12 protein-coding genes are annotated in these 18300 nt (G+C 70.5%); 9 read left to right on the forward strand and 3 right to left on the reverse strand.

Annotated elements, in window-relative coordinates; translation table 11 throughout:
* Positions 1-42 precede the first annotated feature (42 nt).
* Positions 43-738: a hypothetical protein gene (locus tag KF684_11290; GenBank protein MBX3353505.1), complete on the reverse strand. Its 696-nt coding sequence runs from the start codon at positions 736-738 to the stop codon at positions 43-45.
* Positions 739-806: 68 nt separating this feature from the next.
* Here KF684_11290 and KF684_11295 point away from each other — a divergent pair, with 68 nt between their 5' ends.
* The 7 genes from KF684_11295 to KF684_11325 are packed head-to-tail and all read left to right on the forward strand — an operon-like array spanning position 807 to position 13577.
* Positions 807-1820: a DUF58 domain-containing protein gene (locus tag KF684_11295; GenBank protein ID MBX3353506.1), complete on the forward strand. Its 1014-nt coding sequence runs from the start codon at positions 807-809 to the stop codon at positions 1818-1820.
* A gap of 54 nt (positions 1821-1874) precedes the next feature.
* Complete coding sequence (locus KF684_11300) at positions 1875-4223, forward strand: BatA domain-containing protein (GenBank protein MBX3353507.1); 2349 nt, start codon at positions 1875-1877, stop codon at positions 4221-4223.
* A complete protein-coding gene (locus KF684_11305) occupies positions 4220-6631 on the forward strand; it encodes a hypothetical protein (GenBank protein MBX3353508.1) in 2412 nt (803 codons plus the stop codon). The genes KF684_11300 and KF684_11305 overlap by 4 nt, the downstream gene beginning before the upstream one ends.
* A gap of 44 nt (positions 6632-6675) precedes the next feature.
* Positions 6676-10482, forward strand: coding sequence for a hypothetical protein (locus tag KF684_11310; protein ID MBX3353509.1), 3807 nt, complete (start codon positions 6676-6678; stop codon positions 10480-10482).
* On the forward strand, positions 10472-11245 hold the full coding sequence (locus KF684_11315) for a hypothetical protein (protein ID MBX3353510.1): 774 nt from the start codon (positions 10472-10474) through the stop codon (positions 11243-11245). The genes KF684_11310 and KF684_11315 overlap by 11 nt, the downstream gene beginning before the upstream one ends.
* Entirely contained in the window at positions 11245-12324 is a 1080-nt protein-coding gene (locus tag KF684_11320; protein ID MBX3353511.1) for a terpene cyclase/mutase family protein, read from the forward strand. The genes KF684_11315 and KF684_11320 overlap by 1 nt, the downstream gene beginning before the upstream one ends.
* The gene (locus KF684_11325; protein MBX3353512.1) at positions 12321-13577 is read left to right on the forward strand and encodes a hypothetical protein; all 1257 of its coding nucleotides are present in this window, start codon (positions 12321-12323) and stop codon (positions 13575-13577) included. Before KF684_11320 ends, KF684_11325 begins: the two co-directional genes overlap by 4 nt.
* Before the next feature lie 58 nt (positions 13578-13635).
* Here KF684_11325 and tmk read toward each other — a convergent pair whose 3' ends face one another.
* Positions 13636-14358 (reverse strand): dTMP kinase, encoded by a 723-nt coding sequence (gene tmk, locus KF684_11330; protein ID MBX3353513.1) that lies wholly within the window; start codon positions 14356-14358, stop codon positions 13636-13638.
* Positions 14359-14719: 361 nt separating this feature from the next.
* Here tmk and KF684_11335 point away from each other — a divergent pair, with 361 nt between their 5' ends.
* Complete coding sequence (locus tag KF684_11335; GenBank protein ID MBX3353514.1) at positions 14720-15304, forward strand: hypothetical protein; 585 nt, start codon at positions 14720-14722, stop codon at positions 15302-15304.
* A 314-nt stretch (positions 15305-15618) separates the two neighbouring features.
* Positions 15619-16674 (forward strand): hypothetical protein, encoded by a 1056-nt coding sequence (locus KF684_11340; protein ID MBX3353515.1) that lies wholly within the window; start codon positions 15619-15621, stop codon positions 16672-16674.
* Here the strand turns inward: KF684_11340 and KF684_11345 are convergent.
* Positions 16652-18247 carry a hypothetical protein gene (locus KF684_11345; protein MBX3353516.1) on the reverse strand — a complete coding sequence of 532 codons (1596 nt, stop codon included), beginning with the start codon at positions 18245-18247 and terminating at the stop codon, positions 16652-16654. The two genes, KF684_11340 and KF684_11345, sit on opposite strands and share 23 nt — an antisense overlap.
* Positions 18248-18300 lie beyond the last annotated feature (53 nt).

The raw sequence follows: 18300 nt of genomic DNA on the forward strand, positions 1-18300 counted from the left end.
CGCGCCGATGCCGGTTCGTCCGTCAGCGCTCGCGCGTCGCGCTCACGACCCGCCCTTCTTCACCCCGTACTCGAACTCCACGCCCATCAGCCGCTCCATCGTGCTGGGGCCGAAGTTCATCATCCCCGCCTGCCGGCGCGCCTCGTTCAACTCCACCCCCCGGTGACGCACCAGGTACGCCGCCCACAACTGGCTCACGCGCCCTCCGACCGAGCAGTGCGCCAGCGCCGCGCCCGAGTGGCGCGCCAGCGCCTCCGCGAACGCGTCGACCTGATCGGGAGTGGGGGGGTGCTCCTCGCCGCCCATGGGCAGGTGCAGGAACTCCACGCCGTGGCTCGCCGAGTACTCGCGCATCAGCGCGAACTCGTCGAAGCCCGCGCGCGCCGGCTGCGTGTCCGTCGCCTCGCGACCCTTCCTGACCGTCTCCATCTCGCTGGGCGTTCGCACGCTGACGACCAGCGTCACGCCGCGCTCCTCGATCATGCGCCGCAGCGCCGCCTCCGTGGGCTGCCCGGTGATGTACACCTCGCCCACGCGCCACGCGCCGCGCTCGAACTCGCCCTCCAGCGTCTCCGCCTCCTGGGGGAACTGCACCCGCTGCGCGTTCAGCCCGGCGGGCGTGCTGTAGACCCTCGTCCCGTCGCGAAACCCGCGCGGCTCGAGGTCGCTCACGCACCCACTCACCAGCCCCGACGCGACCAGCGCGCCCACGATCACCGTCATCCCGTTCGTCCTCATACCGACCTCCTTCGTCCGCCTCAGACGGAAACCGCGCTCCGCGGTTCCACCCATCCTTGCCCCAACGCATGAGCGAAGCACCACCCATCCCGCCCGGCAGGCCCGCCCCCCTCCCAGAGGCCGACGCCACCCTCTACCTTCACCCCCAGACGCTCTCGCGCCTGGGCTCCATGGACCTGCGCGCCAAGCACATCGTCGAGGGCGTCATGAGCGGCCAGCACCGCTCGCCCTACCAGGGCTTCTCCGTCGAGTTCGCCCAGCACCGCCAGTACACCCCGGGCGACGACACGCGGCACCTCGACTGGAAGGTCTTCGCGCGCACCGACAAACTCCACCTCAAGCAGTACGAGCAGGAAACCAACCTCGATGTCGTGATCCTCGTCGACTCCTCCGGCTCGATGGACTACGGCAGCCGCTCCTACGCCGAGGCGTCCGGCGCTGGGCGCAAAACCTCCGCCGACGGGCGCGCCCACTGGAGCAAGTTCGACCACGCCACCGCCACCGCCGCCGCGATGGCCTATATGTCCCTCCACCAGGGCGACCGCGCCGGGCTGGCCGTCTTCGCCGACAAGGTCTACCGCATCCTCGACCGCTCCAGCGCGCAGCGCCAGTGGCGCCAGATCGTCGGTGCGCTCTCGACTAACCCCGTCGAGAACCCCACCGACCTCCCGCGCGCCGTCGAGCAGACCCTCGCCAAACTCAACAACCGCTGCCTGCTCGTCATCATCAGCGACTTCTTCTCCGACCCCGAGCAACTCCGCACCGCGCTCGCGCGCATCAAGCACCGGCGCCACGACGCGATCCTCTTCCAGATCGTCGACAAGCGCGAAGAGACCTTCGACTTCAACGAGACCCTCCCCTTCGACGGGCTCGAGGGCGAGCCCCGCCTGCGCGTCGACCCGCGCTCGCTGCGCAAGGCCTACATCGAGGCGTTCGAGGCGCACCAGACCCAGGTTCGGCGCATCGCGCGCTCGTTCAACTTCGACTACCAACTCGTGCGCACCCACGACTGGCTCGGCCCGCCCCTGGCCGCCTTCGTCGCGCGCCGCAACGCGCAGCTCAAGAAACTCAAGATGGGCTAACCCGTCGACCCCGTCACCGACCACGACGACACGCACGGATCGCAGCACTCTCCGATGACCTTCCTCCACCCCAGTCTGGCCCTCCTCGGCGCGTCGCTCATCGCGATCCCGATCCTCATCCACCTGCTCGCGCGCCGACGCAAGAAGCCGGTGAAGTGGGGGGCCATGCGCTTCCTCGTCGAGGCCTACAAGAAGCAGCGCAAGCGCATGACGCTCGAGCAGCTGATCCTGCTCGCGACGCGCTGCCTCGTGCTCCTGCTCCTCGCGCTCGCGCTGGGGCGCCCGGCGCTCCAGGCCGCCGGGCTGCTGGGCGAGGGCTCGGGGCGCACCATCTACCTTGTGCTCGACAACGCCGCCGCCTCGCAGACCCGCGACGGCAGCGCGCCCGACGCGCCGCGCGCGCTCGACCGGCACAAGGCCGCCGCGCGCGACATCCTCGCCGCCCTCGCCCCGGGCGACCGCGCCGCGCTCGTCACGCTGGGCGCCCCCTACGACGCGATCGTCGTTCCCCCCTCCATCGATCCGGGCGCCGTCGCCACGCTGGTCGATCGCGTCGAGCCCACCGACTCCGCCGCCGACCTCGCCGGCGCGTTCAGCGCCGTCGCCGCCGAACTCGAGCGCGCCGCGCTCGAAGGAACCGCCGGCGCGCGCGCCGAAGCCGTCGTCGTCGTGCTCTCCGACTTCCTCGCCGGCACGCTCGACGCCGGCGCGATCGGCGCAGGGCGCGCCGACGAGCCCGGCGCGCCGGGCCCCTCCACAGGCGGCGCGATCTTCGGCCCGCGCGTCCGCCTCGCCGCCACCACGCCCGCGACCTCGGGCGTGGGCAACGTGCAGATCCTCGCCGTCGAGCCGCTCCGCTCGGTCGTGCTCACCGGCGCGTCCACGCCAGGCGCGGCCGACCCAGTCGGCGCAAGCAACACCGAACAGGTGCGCGTGCGCCTGCGCCGCACCGGCCCGCTCGTGAGCGAAGCGGGCGTCACCACGCTCACGGCGCGCCTCGTCGCCGCCGGCAGCGCCGCGTCCGGACCGCTGCGCGACCTCGCGCCCCCGGTGCGCACCACCGTCCGCTGGGCGCCGGGCCAGGCCGAGCAGACCGTGAGCGTCCTGGTCGAGGGCTTCGCCGAGGCGGCACGCGCCGGGCGCGCCGCCGCCATCGTCGCGCAGATCGACCGCGACGCGCTCGACGCCGACAACATCCATCGCGCGCCGGTCCGCGTGCGCAGCGCGCTGCGCATCGCCATCATCGACCGCCGGCGCTTCACCCCAGCGTCCAGCGTCGCCGACCTCGACGCCGGCGACTGGCTCCGCCTCGCCCTGCGACCCTCCGAGGGCGCCCTCCTCGAAACCTCCACCCTCTCGCCCAACAGCGTCGACGAGCCCTCCCTCGCCGGCCTCGACGCCGTCTTCCTCCCCAGGCCCGACCTCCTCGACGACGCCGCGTGGACGCGCCTGCGCGCCTTCGCCGACGCCGGAGGCATGGTCGTCGTCGCGCCGCCCGCCGAAGCCACCGTCCACCTCTGGCCCGACGCCATGGCCCGCGCCTTCGACCTCTCCCTGCGCATCGCGCGCGAGCCCTCCACCCACGAAACACCCCTGCGCCTCGCCGCCGAACAGCCCGCCACCCGCGCGCTCGAACTCCTGCGCGCCGAACTCCCCGAACTCGCGCGCCCCGTCACCCTCTCGCGCACCCTCGACGTCGAAGACGCCGGCCCCTCGTCCACCACGCTCCTCACCCGCGACGACGGCGCGTCATGGCTCGTCTCCTTCGAGCCCAACCCGGCCAACGCGTCCGACAACGACGCGCGCTCGCGCGGCCTGCTCGTCTACCTCGCCAGCGCCGTCTCCCTCGAATGGACCGACCTCCCGGCGCGCCCACTCATGGTCCCGCTCCTGCAAGAGCTCGTCCGCCAGGGCGTCGGCCTCTCCACCGGTGATTCCTCCACCATCGCCGGCGCGTCCATCCTCGCCCCGGCGCGCAGCGCCGAGCTGCGCGTCCTCTCCTCCGACGCGCCCGACCAGCGCGCCATCCCGCTCCGCGACAACGTCGCGCCCCCGGCACGCCGCGCCGCGCTCCTCCACGCCCTCGACGCCAACGGCGCCGAGCGCGGGCTCCTCGCCGTCAACGCCGACACCGGCGCCTCACGCACCGACGCCAACGACCCGGCACTCGTGCGCGCCTGGCTCGCGCGCGCACTCCCGCCCGGCGCGCCCGAGCCCGTCTTCCTCGACCCGCCCACCGCCGCCGCCACCCTCGCGCGCGCCGATCAGGGCTCACCCATCTCCCTGCCCCTCCTCATCGCCGCGCTCGCCCTCGCCGCGCTCGAGACGGTCCTCGCCAGACTCTTCAGCCACGCGCAGCAGGACCGCGCCGCGCTCGCCTCCACCCCGGAGGCCGCCGCGTGAACGAGCTCCTCCTCAGACTCCTCGACCTCGACACCCTCTCGCTCGACTCGGGCGCCGAGTTCTCCTTCGAGCGACCTCTCCCGCCCTGGGCGTGGGCGCTCGTCGTCGCCGCCGCCCTCTCTCTCGCGTGGTGGAGTTACCGCCGCCTCACCGGGTCGGGCGCCATGCGCGTCGTGCTCGCCGCCCTGCGCGCCACGCTCCTGGTCGCGCTCGTCGTTCTCATCAGCGGCCCGCGCCTGGTCGAGCGCACCGAGCGCGTCGAGCGCGACTGGGTGCTCATCCTCGCCGACCGCTCCGAATCACTCATCATCGAAGACGCGCCCACCGGCGCCGATCGCGTCTCGCGCGAGCAGCAGCTCCGCGACGCCGTCCGCGCCAACTGGCAGGCCCTGCGCGCCCTCTCCGAAACACGAGAGGTCGTCTGGCTCGGCTTCGACGCCGGCGCCTTCGACCTGCGCACCACGCGCGACGCGCCGCCCCCCAGCGCCGACGACGCCGGCGCCGCACGCTCCGCGCCCCTCGCGAGCGTCGATCTCGGACAGGCCGCCGGCCGGCGCACGGCGCTCGGCGCTTCGCTCGAGCAGGCCCTCCGACGCGCCGCCGCGCGACCGCTCTCGGGCGTCGTCATCCTCTCCGACGGACGCTCCATCGACGAGCCCTCGCGCGCCGCGATGCGACAGCTCCAGGCAGAGCGCGTCCCCATCTTCGCGTTCCCCCTGGGCGACGCCGACGCCGTCGGAGACCTCGCCATCCGCTCGGCGCAAGGGCCCGGCGTCGCCTTCGTCAACGACCTCGCGCCCGTCACCGTCCAGCTCGAACGCCTCGGCGCCGACGCCGACACGCCCCCCGCGAGCGCCACCGTCCGACTCACCGACACGCGCACCGGCATCACCCTCGCCGAGCGCCGCGTCGAGGTCGGCGCCGACACGCTCTCCGTCACCCTCACCCACCGGCCCAGCGACCCGGGCGACACCGCCTGGATGGTCGAACTCATCCCCGACGCGCCCGACCTCATCGAAGCCAACAACCGCCAGACCCTCGCGCTCCGCCTCGTCGACGAGCCCATGCGCGTCCTCTTCATCGACGGCGGCCCGCGCTGGGAACAACGCTACCTCAAGAACCTCCTCATCCGCGAACGCTCCATCCTCTCCTCCAACCTCATCCTCGCGCCCCAGTACCGCTACCTCCAGGAAGGCGAGATCGAAGTCTCGCGCCTCCCCGAATCCCCCGAAGAATGGGCCCGGTACGACGCCATCGTCCTGGGCGATGTCTCACCCGGCGTCTTCACCCAGAGCCAGCTCCTCACCCTGCGCGACCACATCGCGCAGCGCGGCGGCGGGCTCCTCTGGATCGCCGGCCCCGCCTTCACCCCCGGCGCGTGGTTCTCCACGCCACTCGCCGACCTCCTCCCCATGGCCAGCGCCGCCGGCCAGATCGCGCCCTTCTCCAGCGATGTCCTCGTCGAACCCTCCTCCACCGCCGAACGCCTCGGCGTGCTCCGTCTCGGCGAAAACGCCGACGACCCCTGGCCGCGCGAACTCAGCGACCCGCGCACCGGATGGTCCACCCTGCGCTGGGCCCAGCGCATCGACCCCGCGCTCCTCAAACCCGCCGCCGAACCATTCGCCTTCGCCGTCCCGCTCGCAGGGCCCGGCGCAGACGAACGATTCCCCCTCGTCGTCTCCATGCGCTACGGCGCCGGGCGCGTCGTCTATGTCGGCGCCGACGAGATCTGGCGCTGGCGCTTCGGTCGCGGCGAAGCGCTCCCCGAACGATTCTGGCTCCAGATGATCCGACTCCTCGGGCGCGAATCCCTCGCGCGCAGCGGCCAGCAGGCGATCCTCGAAGCAAACCCCACGCGCGCCGTCGTCGATCAGCCCGTGCGCGTCGCGATCACACTCCTCGACCAGTCCCTCATCGACACCGGCTTCGGCTCCGTCGCCGTCCGCCTCGAACGCGCCGCCCGACCCGGCGAAGAATCGCCCACCACCTTCGAGCTCACCCTCAGCCCCGAGGGCGAACCCACCAGCGCGTCGCGCTCCTCCGGCCCGCGCTCCTTCGCCACGACATGGCTCCCCAGCGAGGCCGGCGAGTGGACCGTCCGCCCGGTCGAGCCCGGGCTCGTCAACCTCGCCCTGCGCGCCGCGGTCTCCGTCTCACTCCCCGACGACGAACTCCGGCGCCCCCAGGTCGACCACGCGCTGCTCGCGCGCCTCGCCGACGAAACCGGCGGCGCGATCCTCACCAACGACGACCTCTCGCGCCTCGCCGAACTCCTCCCCAACCGGCGCGAGCGACTCCTCTCCGAACGAGCCGAATCCCTGTGGGATACGCCCCTCGCCCTCCTCCTCATCGCCGCCCTCCTCACCTTCGAGTGGATCGGGCGACGACTCATTCGACTCATCTGACCCGACCCGGCATCGCGCCCCGCCCGTACACCAGAGCAGGACCAGTGACCACGCGAAACCACCACGAGATCCGCTCCGCGACCGCCTGGCTCCGATCGATCCGGAGCCGCGCCCGGGCCGCGCTCGCCCTCCAGCGCCTCGCCCACCTCGGCGCAGGCGCCCTCGCACTCGTCCTCCTCGCCGGGCTCCTCGATTACCTCTTCCGATTCCCAGCGCCCCTGCGCACCCTCGCGCTCGCGCTGGGCGTCATCGCCCTCGTCGCCATCCTCCTCCGTCGCATCACGCCCGTCGTCCGCTTCAACCCCTCCCTCTCCTCCATCGCGCTGCGCGTCGAGCGCGAGCGCCCCGACCTGCGAGGCCTGCTCGCCTCCGCCGTCGATTTCGCCGGCGAGACCCGCGACAACCACGACGACCGCGCCCTCTCCTCGGGACTCGCCGCCCTCGTGGTGCGCGACGCCGCCGCCCGCTGGCACGGATCGAAGCGACCCGCCCTCGTCAACCACCGGCCCGCGATCTTCGCGACGCTGCGCCTCATCGCCGTCCTCGCCGCCAGCGTCACCCTCTTCGCGTTCCAGACCAACCTCTCGACCATCGGCGCGCAGCGCGTCCTCCTGCCCTGGTCCGGCGCCGAGTGGCCCCGGCGCACCGGCGTCGTCGATGTCACAGCCCTCGAGGTCCACCCGCGCGGCGCCGCGGTCCCCCTGCGCGCCGCGCTCGTCAAAACACCCCGCGACCCCGACGACACCACCGTCCTGGTCCTCTACCGCGCCATCAGCGACACCGGTCGCGCCGGCGCGACGCGCACCGCGCTCCTCACGCACCAGTCGCGCGCCGCGCCCGTCCCCCCCGACGCGCGCGATCGCGCGCCCTCCGGCAAGGGCGCCCTCTTCGAACGCCTCGTCGAGGTCGACGCCGCCTTCGTCGAGTACCGCTTCGAAACATCCGACGACGCCACCGCGTGGAAGCGCATCCGGCTCGTCGAGCCGCCCGCCGTGCGCGCCGCGCGCGCCGAGATCATCCCGCCCGCCTACGCCGCCAACCTCGCGACCCTCGCGCAGCAGGCCGGCGCCGCCGAGGCCGTCGCGTCCCTCGCCGCGACCCGCACCGACCTCGACCTTGGCGCAGGGCGCGACGAACGCGCCATCGCGCCCCCGGCCCTCGTCGGCTCGCGCGTCGCCCTCACGCTCAACCTCAACAAGCCCCTGCCCCAGCCCCAGACCATCGACCGGGGCTTCCTCGCCAGCGCCTTCGGCGAGCAGATCGCCGCACTCCCCGACGCGCGCCTCGACGCCACGCCCTCCACCTGGACGCTCTCCTTCACCCTCCCCTCCACGGTTCGCATCCCCGTCTCGCTGCGCGACGAGCACAACATCGAATCCCCCGAGCCCGCCGTCTTCCGCTTCGAAGCCGTCGAGGACCGCGAGCCCAGCGTCTCCATCACCGAGCCGCCCTCGGACATGCACGTCCTGCCCACAGCCACGGTCCGCGTCCTCGCCGAGGCGCGCGACGATGTCGGGCTCTCCACGCTCTGGATCACCCTCCAGCGCTTCGCCCCCGAGGGCACGCCGCCCAGCGGGCCGGGCGGCGCGCTGCGGCCCACCGCCGACCCGGCAGAGCTCACCATCACGCGCGCCGCAGGCGTCCGCGCCGCGCAGGCGTCCTCCACCGTCGACCTCGACGCTCTCGACGCGCGCCCGGGCGAAGAGTTCGAGCTCCTCGCCCTCGCGATGGACATCCGCATGAGCACCATGGGCGCCGCCGGCGCGCCCCCCTCACGCTCCCAGGCGCGCCGACTGCGCGTCATCACCGAGAACCAGTTCATCGAAGAGCTCCGCGGCGAGCTCAACGCCCTCCGCTCCGAAGCCATCCGCGCCGAGCAGCAGCAGCGCGAGGTCCAGTCCCAGACCCAGACGCGCGGGTCCGACCGCGTCACCCGCCGCGGCCAATCCCTCGTGGGCGAACGCCTCTCGCGCCAGCGCGAAGCCATCCAGCGCCTCAACGACCGCATCGAACAGAACAACCTCGCCGACCAGCGCATCCGCGAACTCCTGGGCGAAGCGAACGCCGCCGTCGGTCGCGCCGGACAGGCCGCCGCCGGCGCGCAGCGCTCCCTCGACGACGCCGCCCAGCGCCGACGCGACGAGCTCGCGCGCGCCGGCGAAGACCTCCCCCCGGCAGGCGACGAGTCCGCGTCGCTCAACCCCGAGCAGGCGCGCGACACCAACGACGCCCAGCAGGAAGTCCGCGACCAACTCAGCGACCTCATCGCACTCCTCGACGCCGGCGAGGACAACTGGGTCGCGCGCCGATCCCTCGAGCGACTCCTCGAGCAGCAGCGCGCCCTGCGCACCGACACAGCCCAGACCGGCGCCCAGACCGCCGGCGCATCCCCCGAACAACTCACGCCCCAGCAGCGCGCCTCCCTCCAGGACCTCGCGCAGCGCCAGCGCGAACTCGCCGAGCAGACACGACAGACCGGCGAAGAACTGCGCGAACGCGCCGCCCAGCTCTCCCAGAACGACCCCGACGCCGCCGCCGGAATGCAGGAAGCGGCGCGACGCCTCGAGCAGAACCGCGTCGCCGAAACCCAGCAGCAGGCATCCCAGAACACCCGCGACAACCGCACCAACGACGCCAACCAGCAGCAGGACCAGGCCATCGCCGCCCTGCAGGAAGCGCTGGAAAACCTCGAACGCGGCGAGGACGCCCGACGCGATCAACTCCGTCGCCGACTCGCCAGCATCATCGAATCGCTCCAGGCGCTCGTCGCCCAGCAGCGCCGCGAACTCGACGCCCTCAACGCCAACCCCGACGCGCCCGGGCTCGACGCCGGCATGATCGCGCTCAACCGCAACACCCTGGGCGTGCTCGACCTCGCCAACGCCGGAGGGCGCGAACTCGCCGGCGTCGCGCGCCTCGTCGCCCGCGCCAGCGAGTCGCAGGTCACCGCCATCACCGCGCTGCGCGCCAGGCCTGTCGACCCCGACGCAGCGCGCGACGCCGAGCAGCGCTCCCTCGCGTCGCTCGAAGAGGCGCTCCGCGAGTCGCGCCGCATCGACCAGAACCAGCAGGCCGTCGAGAACCAGCGCATCCTCGCCGAGCTCCGCCAGAAGTACCGCGCGCTCCTCGAGCGCGAAGTCACCCTCCGCGCGCGCACCGGCGAGTACGCCTCCATCGACGAACTCACCCGCCGCCAGCGCTTCGAGGTCCGCTCCCTGGGCGAGGAACAGGTCGCCATCGCCGACGAGCTCGCCGCGATGCGCCGCGACACCGCACAGCTCGCCGAGGCGCGCATCTTCGAATTCGCCCACGAACGCCTCCAGACCTTCACCAACGACGCCGCCTCCGCCCTGCGCGACGCGCGCCCGGCCGACGCCATCACCCCTGAAGACCGCGCCATCGCCACCCTCGCCATGCTCGTCCAGGCCCTCGACGACGCCCAGCGCCAGCAGAACCCCTTCGACAACCCCGCCGGCGGCGACTCCGGCGCCGGCGGCGCCAACGCCGGCCAGCAGCCCACCATCCTCCCCATCCACGAACTCAAGCTCCTCCGCGCCATGCAGGCCGAGGTCCTCGAACGCACCCGCGACGCCGAGGCCGCCCGCGAAACCCCAGCCCGCGCCTCCCAACGCCTCTCACGCGAGCAGGACGAGCTCCACACCCTCGCGCAGGAACTGCTCGAGCGAATCCAGCGTCAGATGCAGGGCCCCGGGGGTCCCGGGGGTCCCGGGGGTCCCGGGGGTCCCGGGGGCCCCGGGGGCGCCGGGGGTCCCGGGCCCACACCCACGCCGCCGGCGCCCGTCGTCCCCCCGGCCCAGCAGCAGGAGGAGGCAGCACCCGATGCGCCGTAACCAACGCCTCACCATCGCCGCGGCCCTCGCGCTCGCCTGCGCCCACGCGTCGCTCGCGCAGCCGACCGCTCCGCCCTCCTCGCCCCCGGCCCCGGCAAAGCCCGACGAGAACGCCGAGAAGAAGCCCCCGGCACCCCCGGCACCCCCGGCGCGCTCCCTCGACGACCTCCTCGGCATCCCCCGCCCCAAACCCGCCGAGCAATCCGAGAAGCCCGCCGACGCCGCACCGCCGCCCGACGCCGCGGGTCAGGCCCAGCGCGACCTCGAGCGCGCGCTCCGCGGCGAATCCCTCGGCGACATGTTCCAGGAAGCGATCAAACTCATGCGCGACACCGCGTCGCGCATCGACACGCGCCAGGACATCGGCGCCACCACCCAGCGCATGCAGGAAGAGATCCTCGCGCGCCTCGACGCCGTCATCGCCAAGGCCGAGCAGCAGTCCAACCAGAACCAGCAGCAGCAGCAACAGTCCGGGCAGTCGCGCGAACAGCAGCGCCAGCCCGGCCAGCAGCAGCGACAGCAGGGCGCCGAGGCAAACCAGCCACAGCAGGGCGAGTCCACCGACGCCACCAGCGCCGCGTCCCGACAAGACGCCCAGCAGTCGCGCGGCTGGATCGAATCCGCCCAGCCCACCTGGGGGCGCCTCCCCGTCCGCCTGCGCGACGCACTCCTCCAGGGCGCAGGCGACACCTTCTCCTCCATGTACGAACGCATGACCGAGGAGTACTACCGACGACTCGCCGAAGAAAGGCCCACGCCCTGATGCGCACACCACGCACCATCCTCGCCGGCGCCTCCATCGCGCTCGCCTCCGTCACCGGCGCGCAGGACGCACCGACGACCGAACGCCCCGGCGCGTCCGCCGAAAACGCCGCCCTCGCCGACGAGATGAACCCGCGCCTCCACGCCGCCGTCGACAAGGGCCTCGCCTGGCTCGCCGCACAGCAGAACGAAGACGGCTCCTGGGACTCCGGACGCTGGCGAGGCAACGTCGGCATCGTCTCCATCGCCTGCCTCGCCTTCATGGCCGACGGCCACGTCCCCGGGCGCGGCGAGTACGGCGAGAACGTCCGCAAAGGCCTCGAGTTCATCCTCTCACGCGTCACCGACACCGGCTTCATCGCCACCGACTCGCCCACCCACGGACCAATGTACGAGCACGGCTTCGCCGCGCTCTTACTGGGCGAGGTCTACGGCATGACCATCGGAGGGCCCGACACCGCCCTCTCGGCGCGCGTCCACGACGCCGTCGTCCGATCCAACCGCGTCATCATCATGTCCCAGAACGACGAGGGCGGCTGGCGCTACAACCCCGTCCCCTACGACGCCGACCTCTCCGTCACCATCTGCCAGATCATGGCCCTCCGCTCGGCGCGCAACGCCGGCATCGACATCCCGCGCGACCCCATCGACCGCGCCGTCGAATACGTCAAGCGCGCCCAGAACACCGACGGCGGCTTCATGTACCAGCTCTCCGGAGGACGCTCCCTCTGGCCGCGCTCCGCCGCTGGCGTCGCCTCCCTCTACTACGCCGGCATCTACGAAGACGACGCCATCAACCCCGGCCTCGACTACATCATGCGCAACGCGCTCCCCGGCGCAAACCGCGTGCCCGACAGCCATTTCTTCTACGGCCACTACTACGCCGCGCAGGCCATGTACCTCGCAGGCGGCGACTACTGGGCCACCTGGTGGCCCGCCGTCCGCGACGACATGCTCGCCCGCCAGTCCGAGAACGACGGATTCTGGGTCGACTCGAGCAATGGTCCGGTCTACGGCACCGCCATGGCGCTCGTCGTCCTGCAAATGCCCAAGCGATATCTCCCGATCTTCCAGAAGTGACCACGATGCGCCCCCAGCACCGACGCGACGACCAACGCACGACGCGACCCCTCGCGCGCGCCCTCGCAATCGTCGGCGCGCTCCTCGGCGCGCACGCGCACGCCTCGCCCTCCGTCGTCATCCTCAACGACCAGCTCCAGCCCGCGCGCGTCAACCTCGTCGCCGTCACCTCCGGACCCGGCGGCTCGCGCGCCTCCATCATCTACCTCGACGCCAACAACATCCGGCGCGAAGCGTCCGAGGGCGCCGGCGCCGTCGCGATCCTCCCTCCACTCGACGCGCTCTGGGCCCCGCGCCGCCCCTTCACCCCAACCTCCAAAACCGAAGCCGCGCAGCGCGAGGGCGTCCTCGTCCTCGCCGACGGCCAGCGCTTCCCCGGCCGCTACGCCGACAGCGAACCCGCCAACGACGCCGTCGCCTGGTCACACCCGCGCTTCGGGCTCATCGTCGCGCCCATCGACCGCGTCGCACGCATCACCATCGACGCCGCACCGGGCAGCTCCGTCCCCGTCTCCGGCCCGCTCTTCCGCGACCGCCTCGCCCTCGTCAACGGCGACGCCATCGAGGGCTTCGTCCTCTCCCTCTCCGACCCCGTCGAGATCGAGACCGACGCCGGCCTCGTCGCCGTCCCGCGCTCGCGCATCGCGCGCGTCGACCTTGCCAGCGACACTATCGAGCCCGACGGGCTCACCGTCTGGCTTGAAGACGGCTCCGTCGCCTCCCTCGCCGACGCGCGACTCGTCGACGACGAAACCCTCCTCCTCACCCTGCGCGACACCGGAGGACAGGCCCGCTACGCGATCACCGCCGTCACCGCCGTCGCACTCGACGCGTCGCGCATCATCCCCCTCGCCTCCCTCGAGCGCACCAGCGAAACGCCCCTGGGCGAACGCGCGCTCCTCGAAGGCGCCTCCGTCACGCCCACCACCAACCGCGAAGTCGCGCCGCTCCACGCGCGCGACCTGCTCATCCCCGAACCCATGCGCGTCGACTTCGCGCTCCCCCAGCGCGCCACACGCTTCGCCGCCGTCGCCGAACTCCCGCGCGACGCCTGGCCCTGGGGCGACTGCGAACTCGTCGTCTCCGTCGACGGCGCCGAGATCCTCCGCGAACGACTCAACCCCTCACGCGCCGCCGTCGAGTTCGCCCTCCCCGCACGAGGCGCGACCCTCACCATCAGCGTCGAACCCGGCGCCTACGGCCCTATCCACGACCGCGTCCTGCTCCGACGCGCCGTCATCCTCACCGACTGACCGGTGCCCCGGGGCATCCGCGCAGCGGTGACCCGGGTTCGTGCTCATCGGTGTACGCTCAGCGCCCCGCCCACCCGCGCAGCCCCTCAAGCATCGCCCCCGTCACCTCGTCCTCGCTCCCGCGCGCGTCGATCACCGCGTAGCGACCGGGCCACTCACGCGCCTGCGCCAGATACCCCTCGCGCACCTTCGCGTGGAACGCCGCCCCCTTCGCCTCCATCCGGTCCAGCAACGGGTTCAGCCGTCGCGCCGCCGTCGCCTCGTCCACATCGAACACCAGCACCAGGTCCGGCGTCACCTCGCCGCACGCGACCTCCGCCACGCGCAGGATCTCCTCGCGCGTCAGACCGCCCGCCGCCCCCTGATACGCCAGCGTGCTCGCGACGAACCTGTCCCCCAGCACCACCTCGCCGCGCGCACGCGCCGGGCGGATCACCTCTTCGACCAATTGCGCGCGGCTCGCCATGAACAGCATCGTCTCGCAACGCACCGCCAGATCCGCCGACGCCGGGTCGTTGTCACGACGACGCAGCAAAATCGTCCGGATCTCCTCCCCGATCACCGTCCCCCCCGGGTCGCGCGCCTCCACCACCGTCAGCCCCACGCCGCGGCACAACCTTCCCAGCCGCTTCAACTGCGTGCTCTTCCCCGACCCGTCCGGCCCCTCGAACGCCAGAAACCTCCCGCGCAACGCCGACAGCCACGACACATCCCCGCGCAACGCCCCCGCAGACGCCTCCGCCTCGAACAACCCCTCACGATGACCACGCGTTTCACTCACCGCGGGAGTGTAAGGGCGAAGCGAATCGCCAGCAGGCAACTCCGCCCCCTCTCCTGTCCCGCGCAGCGGGATGGGAGAGGGCCGGGGTGAGGGCTACCCAACCTCCCGGCTTCACTCCCCACCCTCTGTCTTCTCTTCTCTCTCTCTCTCTCTCTCTCTCTCTCTCTCCGCCCCCTCTCCTGTTCGGCGCAGCCGAATGGGAGAGGGTTGGGGTGAGGGCTACCCAACCTCCGGGCTTCCCTCCTCTCTCCCTCCGCGACGCCCTGTCCAGCTCATCCGGCTATATTGATGGCACGAACTCGTGGGGCTCTCGTATCAACGGCCTTGATGACGAGCAGGTGTTTGCACTGGAAGCGATTGAATGAAAACGAAATCAATGACATTTCTGGCTATTCTTGCGACATGGATGTCGCTTCAAGTTCTTGGCGCGGAGCCTCACAATCCTGCTGTCTTTACACACATTGTGAAGAGGCACTTTACGGAAGGTTTCTCTGCTGGCGATGGTGACCGGTCGACTCTGTACTTTGGATTTATTCCTGCCGGAGATTATCGCTTGGGCGTTCGCGTTTATTCATTGGACGGCAAGCATTACAGGTTCTATGAGTATCCGCAGACTGTTGCGGAGCATGCTCGGATTCTGGACGAGATCGGCTGGGAGATGAAAATCCAACTCCATGACCGCCGTGAAATGATTTGGGGCGAAAAAGTCAGAGCAATCGATCCGAACCGAATCCTCGACGAGGATGATCTTGGGGATGCGGTGCGGCTTATGCCTGTTCACGGCCATGCTGGTTCATATCTTGAAATCCAAGATGTTGCTTTGGGCGAGCGAGATTACATGGACTTAACTGTCGAGATTGAAATCTCCATTCGTGAAAGACCGGCAACAAATGTTCTGATCCTTTTTGAGATTGTTGAGATCATCACGCCTCATGATGAGCAATAAATCGCTCGCTATGCTATAACGCCGAATGTGGAGATGCGAAAAGCAAAGGAAGAGGAGCGAAGCTCGGTGAGGGCTACCCCATCTTCCATACTTCTCTCCCCACCCTCTGTCTTCTCTTTCTGAATCTTCCCCCTGCTCCCTACTCCCTGCTCCCCACTCCCTTCCCCTCACAACGCCGCCTTCCTCGTCACCACCGTCCCCTGCGCCGACGCGAGGTGAGTCCCCGGGGGAGGCGGCGGCCGAGAGAGGGCGGAGCCGCAGATGAACCTTGCCCCTCAACCACCCCGTAGAATGTCGCTCAAGAGGAGCGAACCATGCGCCGGATTCTGCTCATCATTGTCGCACTCGCCCTATGCGCCACGCGCACGAGCGCCGACGATCCAGAGTTCTACGACGATTTCGTCGCGATCATGGAATCCCAGGACCGGCGCGAGATCTCTGATCTTCTTCCGCACGAATGGGAGAACAATCGCTCAGCGCTTGCCGCCCGTGCGCGCGTGTTGGAGGACGCGGCCAACAGGGTCGCAAAGCGCCTCGATGTCGATGTGACGCGACTGCTCCAGATGCCGCTCGAACAACAGATCCGGGACGCGGGTCCTCAAGACTTGATCAAGGCGATCATGTTCGCGCTGGCCATCGGCCACGCGGGGCAGGACCACGCGACCCGAGCGGGTTTGCGGCTCATGTTCTCGCGAGAAGAGAATCCATTCGGCTTTGTAGGCGGCATCGCCTACATTCTTCTCGCCCCGTCGAACAGTGCGGATGTGTGGGATGCGGCCACTCCAATATTGAATGAAGGCAAGAGCAATTCAGGCGTAATGTTCCTCAGCGTTTACCATCCTGTCGAGGACGAATCGATACAGAAGATAGCCGGGGGGCTGCGGCCCGAACTTGTTGCTCCTATTCCGCTTCTTTTGTTGGCGGACACCATCGAGAGTCCTATGGCCTTCATTCCCGGCCAGCGTCCTCAATTGGCAGAGGACGCCCCGCGAGCAATCCCCGAGCCCATTCTCGACCACATCCGAAACAACTGGCGAGAGATACCTTCGTTTGCCGGGTGGATAGCGATTCGATCTGAGATGCCGCGGGAGACCAGAGACGAGGCGTTGCGGAGCTTCCTGCAATGGCGATTCGAATTTGATGACCTCGTGGGGAGTTCGGAAGAGAGCCGGTACGCGGCATCGCGTTTCTTTGGTTTGCTCAAAGACGACCATGCGCGCCGGATCATCGAAGACGCTGTGGCTAATGGGCCGTGCAGCGAGTCGATGGCTCGCGTGGTGATGGAAATGATGGAAGCGGAGAAGGCGGTGAAATCCTTCATGGAGAACCCTCCGCCGAGGGATCCGGTCAGAGACGAGCACGACGGGTGACCACCGTCCCCTGCGCCGTGTCCTTCACCTCATACCCCATCGCCACGAGTTCGTCGCGCAGGCGATCACTCTCCGCCCAGTTCTTCGCCTTCCGCGCCTCGTCCCGCGCGACGCGCAGGGCGTCGGTCTCGTCGCCCGCGCCTGAGTCCGCCTGCGCGCCGCCAAGGTCCAGCAGCACGCCCGTCAACTCGCGCAGCAGCGCCGCGTCCTCGCGCGAGGGCGACTCCACGCGCCCGATCCACGCGTTGAGCGCGCCGATCGCGCCCGCCGTGTTCAGGTCGTCGCTCATCGAGCGCACGAACTCGGCGCTGACATTCTCCCGCAGCGACGCGTCCCCGCCCGCTTCGGTCCCGCGATCCACGAACGCGCGCCACCGCTCCACCATCTTCTGCGAATCCCGCAGCCCCTGGCTCGTGAAGTTCGCATTACTCCGGTAGTGCGTCTTGATCAGTTCCAGCCGGATCGCCGCCGGATCGAACCCCTTGCCCAGCAGGTCCCTGATCGTGTAGAAGTTGCCCTTGCTCTTGGACATCTTCTCGCCCTCCACCATCAGGTGGCGCACATGCAGCCACTGGCGCGCGAAGCGCTCCGTGCCCCACGCGCACCGGCTCTGCGCGATCTCGCACTCGTGGTGGGGGAAGATGTTGTCCTCGCCGCCGCTGTGCAGATCCACCTCGTGCGCGAACCCGGGGACCATCGCCGAGAGCGACGACTCCGCCATCGCGCTGCACTCGATGTGCCACCCCGGGTACCCGACCATCCCCGCCAGCGCGCCCGCGTCGGCGCCCAGCATCTCCGGCGCGCCCGGGTCCCACTTCATCACATGCGACGAGTCGCGCTTCCACAGCAGGAAGTCCGCCGGGTGCCGCTTCCCGCTCTGGTTCGCGTCGCTCACGCGCCCGCCCGCGCCGGCGCGCACCTTGTCCAGCGTGTTCCCCGACAGGCGTCCGTACTCGGGGAACCGCTGCGTGTCGAAGTACACCGCGTCACGATCCGGCGAGACATACGCGCACCCGCGCTCCAGCAGCCCGCGCACCATCGCCAGCATCTCGCGCACATGCTCCGTCGCCCGCGGCATCACCCGCGCATCCCCATCCTTCTCACCCGCCACCTTCAGCCCCAGCAGCCTCGCGTCCTCCAGGAACGCACCCTCGTAAAACCGCGCGATGTGGTGCGGGTTCGACGGGTCGAAGTCCTTCGGCGCGTCCGGCGGCAGCTTCCCGCCCTTCTTCGCCTCCAGCAGACGCTTCGCCGCCGCCTCCATCTTGTCCTCGCCCGCCCCGTCCGCCGCCTCGTCGTCGGTCATGTGCCCGACATCCGTCAGGTTCATCACATGCGCCACGGTCCGCGGTCCCTCGTGTTCCTTGCCCGCCTCGTCCCGGATCGTGCACAGAGGCGACTCCAGCCACCGACGCGCCACATCCGCCACCAGGAACGACCGGAAGTTCCCGATGTGCGCGTAGTCGTACACCGTCGGCCCGCAGGTGTAGAAGGTCACCCGCCCCGGGTCCCGCGCGACGAACTCCTCCACCCCACGAGTCAGCGAGTTGAACAGCCGAAAGGTCTGGCCCATACCCCCAGCGTAGGTCGCCCCGGTCGCCCCGCCCCCTCTTTCCCGCTCCCCAC

It is taken from the genome of Phycisphaeraceae bacterium, from assembly GCA_019636675.1.
GTDB lineage: Bacteria > Planctomycetota > Phycisphaerae > Phycisphaerales > UBA1924 > JAHBXC01.

What these genes read in the sequence shown, in the direction of transcription:
- KF684_11295 (MBX3353506.1), top strand. Translation starts at nt 807, where the DNA reads ATGAGCGAAGCACCACCCATCCCGCCCGGCAGGCCCGCCCCCCTCCCA.
- KF684_11345 (MBX3353516.1), bottom strand. Translation starts at nt 18,247, where the DNA reads ATGGGCCAGACCTTTCGGCTGTTCAACTCGCTGACTCGTGGGGTGGAG.
- KF684_11290 (MBX3353505.1), bottom strand. Translation starts at nt 738, where the DNA reads ATGAGGACGAACGGGATGACGGTGATCGTGGGCGCGCTGGTCGCGTCG.
- KF684_11340 (MBX3353515.1), top strand. Translation starts at nt 15,619, where the DNA reads ATGCGCCGGATTCTGCTCATCATTGTCGCACTCGCCCTATGCGCCACG.
- KF684_11320 (MBX3353511.1), top strand. Translation starts at nt 11,245, where the DNA reads ATGCGCACACCACGCACCATCCTCGCCGGCGCCTCCATCGCGCTCGCC.
- KF684_11335 (MBX3353514.1), top strand. Translation starts at nt 14,720, where the DNA reads ATGAAAACGAAATCAATGACATTTCTGGCTATTCTTGCGACATGGATG.
- KF684_11315 (MBX3353510.1), top strand. Translation starts at nt 10,472, where the DNA reads ATGCGCCGTAACCAACGCCTCACCATCGCCGCGGCCCTCGCGCTCGCC.
- KF684_11300 (MBX3353507.1), top strand. Translation starts at nt 1,875, where the DNA reads ATGACCTTCCTCCACCCCAGTCTGGCCCTCCTCGGCGCGTCGCTCATC.